Source organism: Sphingomonas sp. GW821-FHT02B09, from assembly GCF_059421875.1.
Genome location: NZ_JBWKVV010000014.1, coordinates 1 through 14,889, shown reverse-complemented (window position 1 = coordinate 14,889; position 14,889 = coordinate 1). Strand labels below are relative to the sequence as shown.

Below are 14,889 nucleotides of genomic sequence, written 5' to 3'. Positions count from 1 at the left end.
GCACATCAGAACTTCACCCCCGCGCTCGCCTTGATCTCGAGGGTCACGCCCTCCTGGATGACGACGACCACGTCCTTGGCGGCGCCGACCTCGACGATCGGTCCGGCCTGGCGGGCGAGGTCGAGGTAGAAGTCGGCGAGCTTGTCCGAGGATTTGCCGAGGCCTCCGGCGATGCCGCTCTTCGCGGCGTCGCCGGGATCGAGCGTGCGAACGTTGCCGAGCGCCGAGGTGGCGGTGCTGCCGAACGTCCCCTCGACCGACTGGCTGATCCCCGCGATCGTGCCGGCGATGAACGTGCGGGCGAGGCTGGCGCCGGCGCGCGTCACCACCTTGCCCGACAATCCCTTCTTGCCGTCGGTATCGACGAAGAAGCCCTTGATCGGCTGGTCGACGACCGAGCGTTCGTCGAAATCGACGCACGACAGCGAGACCAGCTGGACCTCGACGCGCTCCTTGGCCAAACTCCCGGTCGCATTGCCGACGACGAAGCAGCCGGCGAGGTTGGCCTTGACATCATTGGGCAGCACGGCGGGCGCCTGGACGCGGGCGATCAGCGGCTCGGGGTTCGAGGTCGCGTCGCGGCTGGCCAGCGCGTCGATCCCGGTCAGCAGCCGCGCCTTCATGAAACCAGGCGGCAAATAGATCGTCCGGCTCTTTTTTTTGGCGTCGGGACCGGCAGCGGCGCCGCCCGCCGCCGCGGCGATCGCGCCGGTCGCGCTGCCGATGCCGCCGACCGTCTTCTCGACCGGCGGCGGTGGCGGTGCCGCGGGCGGGACCGTGCCGGTTGGGGGCGGCGGCAACGTGTCGCCTTGCGGCTCGACTGCCGAGGTGTCGGGTGCCGGCGGGAAGGCAGGAGCCGCGCCTGGCAGTGCCGCCGGCAGGTCACCGCCACCGACATCCTTCGCCACATCGGCCGGCAGGCCGTTTAGCCCCGGCTTGCTGCCCGGCACTACGCGGCCGTCCTCGATCGCGGTGATCCGCTCGCCGAGCAGGGTTTGCCCGTCGAGGATCTTCTTCACGTCGCCGCGCAGCTTCAGTTCGAGACTGTCGCCGCGCAGGCCCGCGCCCATGTCCATCTTCGAGGCGACGGGCGCCTCGGCGACCTTGTCGCTTGAGCCGTTCGACGCGGTGTAGAGGCCGTAGCCGAGCACCGCGACCGAGGCGGCGACGCCGAACTGCTTGGCGCGCAACCGTGCCTTCGCATCCATCGTCGCCCAGCGCGCCTTGAGGTCGAGCAGCGGGGCACCGCGTGGCGCAGGGGCCGGGGCGGCGGCCGGCGCGGCGGTTTCCGGCGCCGTCACCGGCGTGTCGTCGACGCCGCTCACCGGACGTCTCCGCGACGTACGACGATCACGCGCGCAACCTCACCGGGGCGGAGCGACAGACGGTCAGCGCTGACGGCGAAGATCCGCGCACCGAGGCGCCGATCGAGTAGTACACGCTCGTCGAGGTCGAGCGCGTTGGTGGTGGCGACGACATATTCGGACGCCGACAGCCCGGCGCCGTCGATCTCGACGCGCCGCCGTTCGCGCAAGGTTGCGCCGGGCAGGCCGGCGAGCCGGATATCCGCCGCCTCGGGTGCGACCGTGGTGAAGCTCGCCGGTACCCGGTCCTGCAGCATCGCCAGCGTCACCGACACCGCGCGCTCTTCCTCCACCAGCGGGCCGAGCAGATCCTGGTTGGCGCGGGCACGCTGCGTCGCGCCGGGCACCAGCATCACCGTCTGCGCCGGGATGTCGGCGGGCTCGGCATAGAGCGGGTAGATCGCGCCGTTGCACGACACGAAGAACTCGGACGGCGTCGTCACATAAGCGCGGGTGACGTTGCCGCTGTCGTCCGTCTCGCGGACCAGGAACTTGATCCAGGCGTCCGAGCCGGCCTTCTCGACCGCCAGCCCCTTCTCGGCGGAGAACTTCACGTCCTCGATCTCGCCGCCCTGACAGACGACATGGTTGATGTCGCGATTGGACAGGCGGATCGTGCTACGCTGGTCGGGCAGCGCGGTGATGGACTGCGCCGCGACAGGCACGGCCGCGAGCAGCGCCAGCGCGGATGCGCAGGCGCGATTACCGAAGCTCGGCATCGAAATTCTCCTCGGTGAGGCCGGTCAGCCAGAAGCGGCCATTGTCGATGGTGAAGCGGATGTGCAGGTTGCCGCGGAACTTGCGGACGACGCCGCCGATCACGCGGACCTTCTCGACCGGTACGACGATGTCGTGATCCGAGACGGTGACGGGCTGGTCGGGGCGGATGTAGGTGGCGATCGAGAGCGTCGGATTGTCAGTGAGCTCGTCGAGAATTGCGTTGAAGCTGTCGCGAAGTCCGTTGAACGCGGACGGGTGTGCGATCCCGAGCAGCGCCTGGAACTGTGTGTCGGCGCTGTAGGCCGAATAGGTGCCGGCGAGCGCGACGACGTTGCGCGTCATCGCCTTGAGGTAATCGGCCGACGGCTTCGAGCCGGTGACGTAGAGGTCGCCGCCGCTCGCGAACGGCACCACCACGGTGCGGCGGTTCTGGTCAGCACTGTAGACGACCGCGCCCAGCACCGCGGTGATCCCGAACAACCCGGCGATGGCGAACTTCAGCAGCCGGTTCTCCTCGAAAAGGTTCGACGATCCTTGCAGGAAGCGGTGGATGCCGAAGCTGGCGGGTTTGTCGGCCAGCGGGTCGGTGGGCATCTCGGCGCGGGGGCGATAGAGCGACATGACCGGGCTCACTCGTAGAAGCGGGTCTGGGTCGGACCCGGATAATGGGGGAAGGAGACGAGGCCCCAGCGCCAGGCGAGATGCGGCAGGAAACCGCGCGGCTTGGTGCGCTTCCAGGGGATGAAAAGGAGAAGGGCGAGGATCAGCGCCCAGCCGATCAGGCCGCCGACGATGACGGCGACGAAGATCGTCGACACCACCACGAGGAATTCGTCGGCACCGAACCAGAGGATCTGGACGGGCCGGTGGAGGTATTGCGGCAGGCGTTCGTCCATCGCTCTTCTCCCCTGCTTCATCACCCCGTGCGCGGGGCGGTTGTCCCGGCGCCGGGATTGGCGCCGAGGAATGGGGCAGGGCACCGACCGGCACCCTGCCGGTTCGATTCAGATCACCATCCCGAAGGTCTGGAGGATGGTGTCGGACTTGATCAGGCAGACCGCCGCGACGATCGTCGGGATGCCGACCATGATGTTCGAGAACAGGCGGCTGACCCCGAACAGGAAGGCGGCGACGCCGGCGACGAAGCCGAGCGGACCCTTGACGCCCTTGTTCACGACGATGTCGTAGATGTCGTAGCCGAGGTCGCCGGCGGCCGGCGCGGTGAAGGCGTGCGCCGCCCCCATCGACAGCGCCAGCATGGCGATCAGCGGTACGCCGATATTCGCGACGGGCAGCGCACGGCGCCCGAAAGTACGGATCATGATAGTCTACTCCTTGGTAACAGGGGCTGTCCGGAACGATGCCTGGTCGCGACGCCGATGCTGTCGGTCACGACCCCGTCGGCGCGTCGGACGGCCCCGTCAGGCCCGCGCCCCCCGGCATTCCGTGCCGCCCGGCGCTTGCCCGAGCGACCGCCACGAAAGGGTCAGTCAGCGGGCAGGGCCGCCGGCTTGTTCAGGGAGGCTTCGAGCTCGTCCTGGCGAAAGCCGGAAATGATGCGCCCGTCGACGATGATCGTCGGCGTGCCACCGATACCGATCCCGGCGACCACCGCGTCGTGTGCGGCGAGCTTCGCCTTGCCGGCGGCACAGGTGATGAGCACCTTCGGCGCGGCACCGGCATAGATCTTCTCGAACGCCGCCGCCGGATCGGGCGAGCACAGGATATGCTCGGCCTTCGCCGCCGCCTCCGGATGAATGCCGCTGACGAAGAAGACGAGGCGGCGGACCCGCTTTCCTTCCGCCGCCTTCGCCGCCCAGAACCGGTCGAGCGCGCGGCAATAGGGGCAGTCGGGATCGGTGAACTCGATCACCGTCGGTGGGCCTGCCGGGCCGATCGCGAGCGCCTGTGTCGGATCGATCTTCTTCAGCCGCTTCGTCGCGGCGGCTTCCTGTGCCAGCGCGGTGACGTTGACACCGTTCCTGTCGTACACCGCCGCGAACAGCAGATGCTCGGACTTGGGGGCGTAGTAGACGATGCGTCCGCCGGCGTTGGCCTGGTAGATCGGGCCTTCGACCGGCGCAGGACCGAACTCCTCGAACTGCAAGTTCGTGAAGGTCTGGCGGAGCTGGCGTTGCGCAGCGTCCGCCTGACGCGCGATTTCCGGAGAAGATGGCGGTGTCGGCGCCGTCTGCGCGTGGGCGGGTACGGCGAGCGTCATGCCCACGATCGGGATGACCGAGGTGCCCAGCCGATGAAGGACATGGCGGTTCATCGCGGCGTTCCCACGGTGGTCGGCGTCCCGGCAACCAACAAATTCTGGTCGATCTGGACCGTGCTGCCGATTTTCAGGCTTTCAGGACCGATCGGAACGGACTCCGGTACTTTGTCCAGGTCCGGCTCTCCGCCGGAGACGATGGCGAAAGTCTCGTCACGCTGGACGATCCCGGCATTGGGCGGCGATACAGAAGCCGACAGCGGTGGCGTTCCGCACAAGGCGGGCGCCTGCGCGAGCAGGAACGTAAAGGCGCCGGGAGAGGCGAGCGGCATCGGGCAATACTCCTCCTGTCCGAAAAAGCGGCTCGACGGCACGCTTCCGGTGGCTGATTTCATCTGTGTCGGTGAGGAGGACATGTCGGCCTGCCGGCCCGCGATGCCTCCGTCATCGGAACGACGCCTGGATGACCGATGCACCGCCGGGTTCGCAATGGGATGGGCATTGAAGTGCCGCTCGGAGGCACTTCAATGCCGAAAGCGGCATTTAAATGCCGCTTTCTGGAACAGGGCGCGAACGCCCGAGCGAGTGGTTACGCAGAATCACCATGGAGGCTGGAATGGCTACGAAAGGATCGAGGACGTACAAGCTGTGCCTGTCGGACGCGGGCTTCGACCATCTGCTGGACTGTCATCGGCGTGTCGGCCTGGTCGCTCGCAGCCTGCTGCCTTTCGGCGCCACCGTGTTCGTCGGCCTGACCATCGCCGATGATCTCGCGCCTGCGGTTCTCGCGGCCATGCTCGACACACCGGCATGTCAAAGCCTGGTCGGGCGGGAGGTCCGCTTCGTCGGTTTCACCAGCCATCTCGCGGACATCACCGAGCGGTTACGCGAGCGCGTGTCACTGGAAGCGGCAACGCCGAAGCCGCCGAAGGTCAACCGCCTCTACGCCGCGGGTTTGTCCTGCCTCGGGGCCGCCGGCGAGGAGGCGATCAGCCGTGCATACCGTATGCTTCGTACGATCAGGCCCGTTTGACCGACGGTATCTTTCCAGGTCGCACGTCGCGCCAATGCATGCCGGACGCGGACAGAAGATGTCGCGCCCTTCATTTGATGTGAGTCACAACACTTTATTCATGTTCATGTCCGACCATCCGAATGATCGGTTTTGGGGAGGCATGGGGATGTCGTCTCGAAGGGGACCACGGTTCGGCGACGAAAAACTCGAAGGCATCAAGATCATTTCCGGCTGGTGCATTGAAGCGAGACGAACACGTGATGGTATCCGTCAGAAGAATCTGGCGAAGAAGGTCGGGGTCGCGGTCCGCTGGCTTCGCGAGATCGAGAGCGGTAGTCCCAAGACCACGGTGGATGACCATCTGCGCTGCGCCTGGGCGTTGGGTTTCACGACCGGTTACTTGTTCATCCCCACGCTCTACGAAGAACGCGGTCGCGTCTTTCCCCGGGATCTGTTGCTGTCCGCGCTTGGTCCTTTGGAAGATCGATGCGTCGACGCGATCGCGACCGCTCCGATCGAGGTGCTGGTGCGACACCAGCCTGCTTGAGGGCGAAGGCAATTCGGCTCAACTGACGCACATTACGATAGCGTATGCTTCCCCGGCATGGCCGGGTCGGCGACAGGGAAGCCGATCGTCGATGGCGTCAGGCCACGCGAAACTTCCCCGCGCGTATTGGCAGAACCGCCACCGGCTGGTAATCCGATCGTGCGCTGCAAAGCGGCAGCGCCGGGACTGGTAATCCCGTCGAGAACGGCAACTCGGTGTGTTTCACGCCGGGGTGCCTGTGCCATGTCCAGGCGCCCCGGCGCTAAAAGTACAGGCGCATGTCTCGACGTGTTACCAGCCCCGGCTCCCGCGCCAGCAGCGCGCGGGAGTCAACCTGCTCCCGTGGTCACGGGTAACAGGAGGTATGTGTGGACGACGTCGACCCGGCCGTTCCGGCCCTGGACGATCCGACGATCGTCAGGGCCATCGGCCATCTTGCCGCTCTCGTGCTGACGATGCTGCATCGGAACAGGCTGCTCGAAATCGGAGAGGTCGGCGATCACCTGGCGATGTACGCCTGCCTCGCTGGCGAGACCGATCCCGGGGCCGGGATAGCGCTGGCGTACTGGGCGTCGATGGTGAAGGATACCGCCGAAGACATGCGCACCGGCTGATCCAGCATTTGCCGGAACATATGGGTCATTCAGCCAGCCGGGCTCACCCGCCTTCGGGCCCGATCGACGTGATCAGCAGATCGATCCGCGACAGCACGTCGCCGACCAGCGCGACGCCATCGTCGCTCAAACGGATTTCCACCCGGCGTCGGTCCCTGACATCGTCGTTCCGAACGACGAGACCGCGCCGTTCGAGATCGGCGATCCTGCGATAGGCCGTACCTTCCGACGCGTAGGAGGATGCGCAAAGCGCCGTCAGCATGACGAACCGTTGCTCGCACCGCGCGATGTACAAAGCGAGCAACATGTTCCAGACCGGGTTGGCGCACAAGGACCTGCCGAAAGCCTCGCCGACGATGGCGCGTTCACGGACGAGCATTCGACAGACGACGGCCGTGCGAGCGTCGTTCGGGTCCGGGCGTGCGCCATCGGTCACGCCCCTATACCTTCCTTGCTCGCAGCAGCCCAGGCCATGACTTGCTCGGCGGTGCTGCCGGGCGGGATCTGTCCGGCACGGTAGGCGCCGATCAATTGCTCCTGCTCCGGTCGCAGGGCGTCGATCGCCCCGGGTCGTTCCGGTCCGGCAGACGGTCGCAACAATCTCGACGGACACCGTCCCTCGTAGGTACCGAGATTGGGTCGGTGGGCACGGTAGCCGGCGAGGTCGGCGACTTCGGGGGAGAAGGTCCGCGCAATCTCCGGCGGATAGGCCAGCCACGGCAGCTCGTAGGGCTTGAGCCAGCCAAGACTATAGCTGATCACCATGCCCCGCCGCGATGCGGCGGTGCGATTGGCCCCGCCGGCATGCAGCGTCGAGCCAAGGAACATCAGTACCGATCCCGGATGCATCTCGGCTGCGATCGCGTCATCTTCGGCCATGACGATCTCGTCCTGGCGCAGATGACTGCCGGGCCAGACGATCGTCGCGCCGTTCGCCGCGGTATACGGCGTGAACGGCCACATGACGTTGACCAGATACTCGACGCCCGGCGACCGGATCGGCCACATGTCCTGATCGCGGTGGGGCGGCTGCGTTTCCCCGCCGGGCAGGATCTCGATCGCCTGCGTGAGGTTCAACTGGATGTGATCGCAAAACGGACCAAGAATCGCGCGCGTCACCTCCAGGATGAGCGGATGTGCGACGAACGCGGCGGCGAACGGCGAGCGGCTAAGCAGGCTGTGGAAGCGTTTGGTCGTGTCGCCGTAGAAGGGACCGACCGACAGCGCGGTTTCGTCGAAATCGGGTGCGAGATCGGCCGCCAGGACGGCAACGTCTGCCGACCGCATCGCATCGGGGATGATGCAATAACCGTCCGCACGCAGGCTGTCGGTCCACGCTTCCGCATCGGTCGAGGCGCGCGGCGAGATCGTCATCGGTTCGACGCCCATCATGCCCGCCCCATGACGACGGCATCGAGGTCGACCATCCGGCAGGGCACGTAGGTATCGGCGGCACGCAGCTTGCCGGGCGTGGTGGCATCGATGTCGATTTGCAACGCACCGGTCATCGACCTGCCGATCTTCTGCCTCGGACCCAGCGGCCAGCAGTCCCAGCCGAGCATCAGGATCTGGCCGTACCAGGTGAAATCGGCGATGCAGGTGTACGCTGCTATCCGCCGTGACAGCCCGTACTCGACGACCGCCGTGGTGAGCAGATTGCGAACGTGAAGCCGGTCGCCGCTGGCGAGATCGGGACTGAGACAACCGCGGCTCAGTTCCCACACGTTCGCGGCCTGCGGAACCTCTCCCAGGCAAAGCCCGGGGAAGATGGTGGCCAGGATGTGCGGCCGATCGGTCGGCAGAAGCCGGATAGATCCGAGGTGGCGACCGGCATCGTCGGTGGCGATGCAGTAGATGGCGCGCTCACCGTCGAACTGGTCGATCTCCAATGTGTCGCGAACGACGGGCACATCCCATTTGAGCAGATCGACGAAGATGCGCTTGCGATCGCGGAACATCGCGTCGAGCAGCGGATCGTAGCCCGGCCCTTTGAAGCCGTCGAGTATTCTGATCATACATCCCCCGTGCGAGTGGAACGGGAGATTGGTCGCCTGAACTCGGCGTCTTGTTCAAACCCCTGAAAAGGGGGTTGCGATCATCGGCGAAATACATCCGCGAACGAGAACTGGTTGTCGAACACCGCCCGCAGCACCAATGACGGTCTCGGGAGATTGCCATAGGCGCAACGCACGCGCTCGACGCTTTCATGCGCCGTCCAGCGCGATGTTCCCATGATGAGCGCAATCTCCTCGTCGGTTTTCCCGCGCCCGACCAGGATAAGCGCCTCGCGATCCCTCGGGCGCAGATCGGGGATGACGGCTTCGCCGCGTCCATCGCGCTTCTGCATGATCATGCGCGCCTTCTGGAACGCCGCCGTGGCGATCACGCCGCTCAGCTCCAGCGCCAGCGGGCGCAGCCGATCGAACGATCGCGCGGCGAACGAGCAGGTGCCGAAATACTCGCCGGGCAGCGACACGGGGATGGTGTAGCCGGCGACGAGGCCGTATTGCGCGGCCTGTTCGAGGATCGTCCGTTGTCGCACCGACAACCGCGAGACGTCGATGCTGTCCCAGCGGAAGCCGGCCACGGTCTTCATGCTGATCGCGTGGATAGGATCGTCGGCGAGATAGCCGCTTTCGACAACCTGCGCGATCCACCGCATGTCATAGTTCGTCGCCTGGATCGCATCGCGAGGCGGGCGCAGCAGGTCGACGTGATGCCCCATCGCGAAGCGCTCGAGGCCGAGCCAGCATGTGAAATTGGCGAGCACCTCGACCAGATCATCGGCCGAGGTGGACGATCTCAAAAGGGAAATGAAGCGATTGAGTTCAAGCGACATGAACATCTCATTCTCCCATCTGCATATACGATTATTGTTATCGATCCTGCTCGGGTTTCCTGTTCAAACCATTCTTGATGAAAACTCGACATGCTTGCGATCTGCCAAATCTCGGCTTGAGCGGTCGCTTGTCTTCGATCAGGATCTGCCGGTTTGCTACGCTGGGGGCGGCTATCTACCCCTGATACTGAAGCCAGAGCTTCCTCGATCCATTCCTGACGATTGGGTCGGGATGAGGCCCAAGACGGTATGTCCCCACTCCCAGAGCGCCGAGTGTGAGATAAGCGTAGGCGCCCAGCCCGGTATGGAACGAGAAGAGGTGCACATGCGGGAATATGGCGCCCGCGATCGTGACGGCGACGTTGCCGAACATGAATCCGGACGCCCAGATCGGCCAGAAGCGGATCGTGGACGTGGCGAGCCAGAAGAATGCTGCCATGCTCGCAATATCGACGGCGACGACCAACATGCCAGTCGGTAACCACTGCGATGGCCACACGATCCGGAGCAATCCCGTTCCATAGGACGCCAGCAGGCACACCGCGGCACCGATCCGTTCGGGGCGACCGCCCCGAACGAATGCATATGCGCAGGTTCCAACGAGCACGGCATTGTAGAGGCCGGCGAGGATGAGATTGGTCGTCATGGGAGCATGCATAAACCAGGTCCTCGTTCTTTTCGCCGGTCAGGCGGCGACATGATGCTCCGCGCTCGGCTCGGCTCGCGAGGGCTTGGGCAGCACCTCGCCGAAGCTGGTCTCGTTCAGACCGAGTTGCCGCCCCACGCGCTCCGCGGATGGATGCGCGCGCATCACCATCTGGGTCTGGCCCTCGACGAGGGAGGCAAGCGCTCCCACCGTCGCTTTGACCGTGCGGTGAGTCATGGCAGCCGAGACCCCATGCGCCTCGGTGGCATCGAGGGTCGTGATCAGGAATTGCGCCGTATTGCGGGTCGCGAGATTGATCGAGCGTTCGGCCCGTCGCAGATCGTCCGCAACGGTGAGGGCAGTGTTCGAAAGGGTGGATCGGACTTGCATTGGCGCCTCCATCGGCGCCGCAGCGCCACTCAGGTTGATCTGGCGCCAAACAGGATCATGAGCGCGGTGATCAGCATCGCGGCGACCGCCAGACCGATCGTGATCGCGATCCCGACGATCGCGCTCCAGATCATGATCTCGCGTGCCTTGATGAGGTTCACCGGCATGCGCCTGTTCGGCACCGGTAGGGGAAGCGGACGAAGCGGCTCCTGAACAGGTAGAGCGTTTGCAGGGTAGAAAGATTCTACCCCCTCCTCATAGGCGATCAGGCGCCGGGCGGCGTCCGCACGCGTCGCCGCACCGATCAAGGTCTTGGCCAAATACAATTGCTTGTCGACCGCACGAGCACTGACGCCCTCGATCTCCGCGATTTCTTTCGAACTCAGGTTTCGAGCGACGTGGCGCAGGTAGATCCGCTGCCGCTGGCTGACACGATCGAACGGGTCTTCGGGCCGGGCATCGATCTCGTCTCTTGCCGGTGGTTTCATGCTCTCTCGCTGCCTTGATTCGTCAACATCCGACTCAGGCGTTATACCTTCCGCGAGATAACGATCTGCCGATGCTTCAGCGCTGGATCGAAGCTCGGCGATCCGGTCTCATCATCCGTTATCGCACGCGGCAAATCGGAAGCGGGCATTTCCCGAACATCGAAAGGCGTTACACGGCCCGTTTGCCGTGCAACGTACATCACATTCTCCTCCGGATTTGTGACGCCATCGTATCGCGCCTCGTTGCCGATACGATACGGATCAATACAGCATCTTCCGCTGCGAAAATGAACCAGGATGGCGGTGATGAGTGAGTCGGCGGACGAGGCGATGACCCGCCTGCAGGCCTTGATGATGACGCGGGCGGCCCGTGCCATGCTCGAGAGCTATCGATGCGATCTGGACGCGGATGCGCTTTCGCATCTCCGTCAGGCGGCGGATCTCCTGGAGGAGACGATCGCCGACGAGCGCGGCCTCAGGGCCATACCCCATTGACCCTGTAACGGTCTGATGCGGAGCGGGGAGGGGAAACGGTGCTGCGTTCATGACGCGCCCCTGGCCGTTCTTCCGGAGCATCCCTGTGCGATCCCGAACATCCATGATCCTCGAGGGCGCTGGCGCCGACCTCGTTCGTCGGCTGGGCGGCACATGGCGCGACGATCGCGGCATGTGCCTGTGCCCGGCGCATGCCGATGTCGAACCCAGCCTGTCGGTGCGGGTCGGCCACACCCGGCTGCTGTTCCACTGTTTCGCCGGCTGCGACACACGTGACGTACTGCACGCGATCGCGCGTATCCGGCCGGAGGCGCTCGATCGCGGTAGCGGCGTCGCACGTGCATCGGCCAACGATGACCGGGTCGCACATTGGCGGCGCCAGCGTATGCTCGACCTTTGGACCGACGGCAGCCTCGTCGACGACGACCTTGCCGGTCGCTACCTCGCTCGCCGGTCGATCGACATCGCCCCCCCGACGCTCCGCTTCCAGCCGCTGACGCCGCTGGGCACTGGCCGGGTGTTCCGGCTGCGTCCGGCGATGCTCGCTGCGGTCACCGACGGACCTAGACTGATGGCGCTGCAGCGCACCTTCCTCGACCGCTTCGGGCGCCGCGCTCGTGACCTGACCAACCCACGGCGACTGTGGGGACGCCCGGAACAAGGCGCCGTCCGCCTCGCGGTCGCGAACGACAACCTTGCGTTGGCAGAAGGCGTGGAATCCGGACTGTCGGCGATGATCCTGCTAGGCCTGCCGGTCTGGGCGGTGCTCGGCAGCCAGCGCATGGCAAAGGTGGCAATCCCCGACACGGTGCGCCGCCTGATCCTTCTCCCCGACAACGATCCCGCCGGTCGCCGTGGTGCCGCTGCCGCCGCGATCGCGCATGCCGCGCCGGGCCGTACGATCGAGACCATCTGGCCTTGGTACGGCCTGAACGACTGGAATGACGTGCTGCGCGCCCGGAGGAGAGGGGGAGTGGAAGGGCTGCGGCAGGCGGCCTGACGGTCAGGTCCGCAGGCATACGGAGAACCGCCCCATGTCCCAGCTTCCCATCCTCGTACCCGCATCGCGGCTGATCGTGGACCCGAAGAACGTGCGCAAGAAGCGCAGCGCCGCCTTCCGGGCCGAGATGAAGGCCAGCATCGCCGCCAAGGGCATTATCCAGAACCTCGTCGGCCGCCCCGTGCCGCGCCGGAAGGGGTTCTACTATGTCAGCGCCGGCGGGAGCCGGCTCGACGGTGTCAACGCCAATATCGAGGACGGCGTTTTCGACGCCGACTATCCGGTGCCGATCCTGATCCGCGACGGCAAGGATGCGATCGAGGTCGGCCTCATCGAGAACATCATCCGGGCCGACCTGACGCCGACCGAGGAATGCCGGGCCTATCAGGACGCAGTGCAGATCGAGCGCGTCGCCCCGGCCGATCTGGCGAAACGGGTGCATCGCACCGAGCACTATGTCCTCGGACGGTTGCGGCTTGCCGATCTCGCCGAGCCGGTGTTCGATGCGCTCGAAGCCGGCGAGATATCGCTCCAGATCGCCGAGGCTTATGGCTCGACCCCGGACACCGCACGGCAGGCGGCGGTCTACGAACTGCTGCGCGACGGACCCAATCGCAACAATCCGAGTGAAATCCGCCGGAAGATCGAGTCCTACAGCTATCCAGCGAGCGATCCACGCTGCCGGCTGGTCGGGCGGGACGCCTATCTGGCCGCCGGCGGCAAGCCCTATAGCGACCTGTTCACCAACGCCGAGAACGAGCGCTGGCTCGACACGCACATCGTTGATCGGCTTGCCGAAGAGGCGCTGGCGAAGACCGCCGAGGAGTTGCGGATGCGGGAAGGCTATGCCGAGGTGCGCACCGTCGCCGGCCCGATCGTCCCCTATATGGAGACGTACAGCTTCGACACCATCGAAGCCGAGCGGGAGCCGCTGACGCCCGGGCAGGAGGAGCGGCTGGAGGCGATCGCCGCCGAACTCGGCGTGATCGAGACCGCATCGGAAGACCCGGATTACCAGTCCGGGGACGTCGACGATGCGCGCGTCGCCGCGCTGCAGGCCGAATATGACGCGATCGAGGGGCGTCCCGCGGTGCTCGACGAGGCGCAGCGCGCTAACGCGCTGGCCTATCTGGTCATCGGCGCTGATGGTCAGCCGCGCCTCCACGACGAAATCTTCGCCTTGCCCACGCCGCTGAACAAGGGCGACAGGGTCGAGGAAGGGCGGGACGGTGACGGGCGCGAGGCTGACGTGCCTGCCGATCAGGTGGACGCTGAGGAGCCGGTCGCCGACCAGCCCGCAATGAGCCAGGTCCAGATCGACCGTCTGGCGACGATGAAGACCGAATTGCTCGCGGTCCATGTCGCGAGCGATCCGGCGTTCGCGCTCGATCTCGCCACCTTCGTCATGGCCGAGCGGTCGATGCGCACCTTCGGTGGCGGGGACATACCGAGCGAACTGCGCGCCGATGCGGCACCCGCGCGGGTGCGCGACTTCGAGAGCGGTACCGCCGCGGCGGCGGAATGGACGAAACTCGACGCCGCGCTCGACCGCAGCTGGACCGCTCGTTTGAGCATGGTGGAACGCTACGACGCCTTCTGCACTCTCGGCGACGAGGCGCGGGCAGCGTGGCTGGGCTGGGCAGTGGCGCGGACACTCCATGCGGTACCTGGCCAGAACGATGGCGCGCCACTGCTCGACCGGCTCGGCCGGAAACTTGACATCGACGTCGCGGCCTGGTGGCGGCCGACCGCGCAGAACTTCTTCGACAAGCAGCCGGTCAGATCGATCCTTGCGCTCTTCGAGGAGATCGGCGGCGCTGAACTGAGGGCACGCTACGGCGCCTCGAAGAAGCACGACCTCGCCGCCTCCGCCGAACGGCTGTTCGCGGGGGATACGATCGTCGAGGCGGACGTCAAGGCGCGCGCGCTCGCGTGGGTACCCGACGCCATGCGCTTCGGACCACCGCCGGTCGAGTTTATGGATGCCGGGGCCGGTGACGAGGCCGATGGAAATACCCCGCCGGTAGCCAACGACCAGATCGATCTCGCCGGAAACGAAGCGGCCTGATTCCACTCCGGGGCCGGCGTGTGCCGGCCCCGCCTTTTCCCTATCCGGAAGGACGTCCATGACCCAGCCGATGCTGGCGCTCGCTGCCGATGGCGGTGAGCCCGACCGATATGCGCGCCTGTTCGCCGTGGCACAGGCGATCGCGCGCTTGTTCGAACGCGGCGAGACCGTGACACGCCAGACCCTGAAGCGCATGATGCAGGAAGGAGTCGGCGGCTCCGACGCCGACGGCGCCTGGACGATGCGCGAAGCATATGACGCGCTGGAAACTGCGCAGGTCATCATACAGCGCACCGCCGACTGGCCGTGCGATCCCCGCACCGATCGCGAGGCGGTGTTCGCCGCGCTGCGCCGGTTCGAGCAGACCCTGCCGACCCAGACCTATCGCTCGGAAGGCCAGGTCGAGATGCAGCAGATGGCATGACCATTTGCGGCGTCCGGCATGGCTGGCAGGATCGCCTTGAGCGATAGCAAGCCGCGCTCCC

At 65.8% G+C, this 14,889-nt stretch carries 21 protein-coding genes; 7 read left to right on the top strand and 14 right to left on the bottom strand.

Annotated features, from left to right (window positions below; translation table 11 throughout):
• Nucleotides 1-5: 5 nt before the first annotated feature.
• The 7 genes from AC07U4_RS23800 to AC07U4_RS23770 all read right to left on the bottom strand — a co-directional run bounded on the left by AC07U4_RS23800 (nt 6) and on the right by AC07U4_RS23770 (nt 4,697).
• Nucleotides 6-1,238 carry a TraB/VirB10 family protein gene (locus tag AC07U4_RS23800; protein ID WP_495197437.1) on the bottom strand — a complete coding sequence of 411 codons (1,233 nt, stop codon included), beginning with the start codon at nt 1,236-1,238 and terminating at the stop codon, nt 6-8.
• Nucleotides 1,239-1,321: 83 nt separating this feature from the next.
• Nucleotides 1,322-2,083 carry a type-F conjugative transfer system secretin TraK gene (locus AC07U4_RS23795; RefSeq protein WP_495197415.1) on the bottom strand — a complete coding sequence of 254 codons (762 nt, stop codon included), beginning with the start codon at nt 2,081-2,083 and terminating at the stop codon, nt 1,322-1,324.
• The gene (locus tag AC07U4_RS23790; RefSeq protein WP_495197414.1) at nt 2,067-2,705 is read right to left on the bottom strand and encodes a TraE/TraK family type IV conjugative transfer system protein; all 639 of its coding nucleotides are present in this window, start codon (nt 2,703-2,705) and stop codon (nt 2,067-2,069) included. The genes AC07U4_RS23795 and AC07U4_RS23790 overlap by 17 nt, the downstream gene beginning before the upstream one ends.
• Nucleotides 2,706-2,713: 8 nt before the next feature.
• A complete protein-coding gene (locus AC07U4_RS23785; RefSeq protein WP_125659870.1) occupies nt 2,714-2,980 on the bottom strand; it encodes a type IV conjugative transfer system protein TraL in 267 nt (88 codons plus the stop codon).
• Nucleotides 2,981-3,088: 108 nt separating this feature from the next.
• Nucleotides 3,089-3,406, bottom strand: coding sequence for a hypothetical protein (locus tag AC07U4_RS23780; protein ID WP_495197413.1), 318 nt, complete (start codon nt 3,404-3,406; stop codon nt 3,089-3,091).
• 164 nt (nt 3,407-3,570) lie between these two features.
• Nucleotides 3,571-4,359 carry a DsbC family protein gene (locus tag AC07U4_RS23775; RefSeq protein WP_495197412.1) on the bottom strand — a complete coding sequence of 263 codons (789 nt, stop codon included), beginning with the start codon at nt 4,357-4,359 and terminating at the stop codon, nt 3,571-3,573.
• A complete protein-coding gene (locus AC07U4_RS23770) occupies nt 4,356-4,697 on the bottom strand; it encodes a hypothetical protein (RefSeq protein WP_495197411.1) in 342 nt (113 codons plus the stop codon). The genes AC07U4_RS23775 and AC07U4_RS23770 overlap by 4 nt, the downstream gene beginning before the upstream one ends.
• Nucleotides 4,698-4,918: 221 nt before the next feature.
• Between AC07U4_RS23770 and AC07U4_RS23765 the strand changes: the two genes are divergently transcribed.
• From AC07U4_RS23765 to AC07U4_RS23755, 3 genes are all read left to right on the top strand, one after another.
• Nucleotides 4,919-5,335 (top strand): hypothetical protein, encoded by a 417-nt coding sequence (locus tag AC07U4_RS23765; protein WP_495197410.1) that lies wholly within the window; start codon nt 4,919-4,921, stop codon nt 5,333-5,335.
• Between the two features lie 100 nt (nt 5,336-5,435).
• Nucleotides 5,436-5,864 (top strand): helix-turn-helix domain-containing protein, encoded by a 429-nt coding sequence (locus tag AC07U4_RS23760; protein WP_495197409.1) that lies wholly within the window; start codon nt 5,436-5,438, stop codon nt 5,862-5,864.
• 368 nt (nt 5,865-6,232) lie between these two features.
• Nucleotides 6,233-6,478 carry a hypothetical protein gene (locus tag AC07U4_RS23755; protein ID WP_495197408.1) on the top strand — a complete coding sequence of 82 codons (246 nt, stop codon included), beginning with the start codon at nt 6,233-6,235 and terminating at the stop codon, nt 6,476-6,478.
• 43 nt (nt 6,479-6,521) lie between these two features.
• On the opposite strand, the gene AC07U4_RS23750 is transcribed toward AC07U4_RS23755, so the two are convergent.
• The 7 genes from AC07U4_RS23750 to AC07U4_RS23720 form a co-directional block, all read right to left on the bottom strand.
• Nucleotides 6,522-6,914 (bottom strand): MarR family transcriptional regulator, encoded by a 393-nt coding sequence (locus AC07U4_RS23750; protein ID WP_495197407.1) that lies wholly within the window; start codon nt 6,912-6,914, stop codon nt 6,522-6,524.
• Nucleotides 6,911-7,870: a phytanoyl-CoA dioxygenase family protein gene (locus AC07U4_RS23745; RefSeq protein ID WP_495197406.1), complete on the bottom strand. Its 960-nt coding sequence runs from the start codon at nt 7,868-7,870 to the stop codon at nt 6,911-6,913. The genes AC07U4_RS23750 and AC07U4_RS23745 overlap by 4 nt, the downstream gene beginning before the upstream one ends.
• Nucleotides 7,867-8,493 carry an acyl-homoserine-lactone synthase gene (locus AC07U4_RS23740; RefSeq protein ID WP_495197405.1) on the bottom strand — a complete coding sequence of 209 codons (627 nt, stop codon included), beginning with the start codon at nt 8,491-8,493 and terminating at the stop codon, nt 7,867-7,869. Before AC07U4_RS23740 ends, AC07U4_RS23745 begins: the two co-directional genes overlap by 4 nt.
• An 80-nt stretch (nt 8,494-8,573) precedes the next feature.
• Complete coding sequence (locus AC07U4_RS23735) at nt 8,574-9,317, bottom strand: autoinducer binding domain-containing protein (protein ID WP_495197404.1); 744 nt, start codon at nt 9,315-9,317, stop codon at nt 8,574-8,576.
• Nucleotides 9,318-9,492: 175 nt separating this feature from the next.
• Nucleotides 9,493-9,963, bottom strand: coding sequence for a hypothetical protein (locus tag AC07U4_RS23730; protein ID WP_495197403.1), 471 nt, complete (start codon nt 9,961-9,963; stop codon nt 9,493-9,495).
• Nucleotides 9,964-10,002: 39 nt separating this feature from the next.
• The gene (locus AC07U4_RS23725; RefSeq protein WP_495197402.1) at nt 10,003-10,353 is read right to left on the bottom strand and encodes a hypothetical protein; all 351 of its coding nucleotides are present in this window, start codon (nt 10,351-10,353) and stop codon (nt 10,003-10,005) included.
• A 29-nt stretch (nt 10,354-10,382) separates the two neighbouring features.
• Nucleotides 10,383-10,841 (bottom strand): sigma factor-like helix-turn-helix DNA-binding protein, encoded by a 459-nt coding sequence (locus tag AC07U4_RS23720; RefSeq protein ID WP_495197401.1) that lies wholly within the window; start codon nt 10,839-10,841, stop codon nt 10,383-10,385.
• A 297-nt stretch (nt 10,842-11,138) separates the two neighbouring features.
• On the opposite strand from AC07U4_RS23720, the gene AC07U4_RS23715 reads away from it, so the two are divergent.
• The 4 genes from AC07U4_RS23715 (at nt 11,139) to AC07U4_RS23700 (ending at nt 14,828) form a co-directional block, all read left to right on the top strand.
• Entirely contained in the window at nt 11,139-11,336 is a 198-nt protein-coding gene (locus tag AC07U4_RS23715; RefSeq protein ID WP_495197400.1) for a hypothetical protein, read from the top strand.
• Nucleotides 11,337-11,439: 103 nt separating this feature from the next.
• Nucleotides 11,440-12,336 (top strand): DUF7146 domain-containing protein, encoded by an 897-nt coding sequence (locus AC07U4_RS23710; protein ID WP_495197399.1) that lies wholly within the window; start codon nt 11,440-11,442, stop codon nt 12,334-12,336.
• Nucleotides 12,337-12,370: 34 nt separating this feature from the next.
• The gene (locus tag AC07U4_RS23705) at nt 12,371-14,404 is read left to right on the top strand and encodes a ParB/RepB/Spo0J family partition protein (protein WP_495197398.1); all 2,034 of its coding nucleotides are present in this window, start codon (nt 12,371-12,373) and stop codon (nt 14,402-14,404) included.
• Between the two features lie 58 nt (nt 14,405-14,462).
• On the top strand, nt 14,463-14,828 hold the full coding sequence (locus AC07U4_RS23700) for a hypothetical protein (protein WP_495197397.1): 366 nt from the start codon (nt 14,463-14,465) through the stop codon (nt 14,826-14,828).
• The last annotated feature ends 61 nt before the right edge of the window (nt 14,829-14,889 follow it).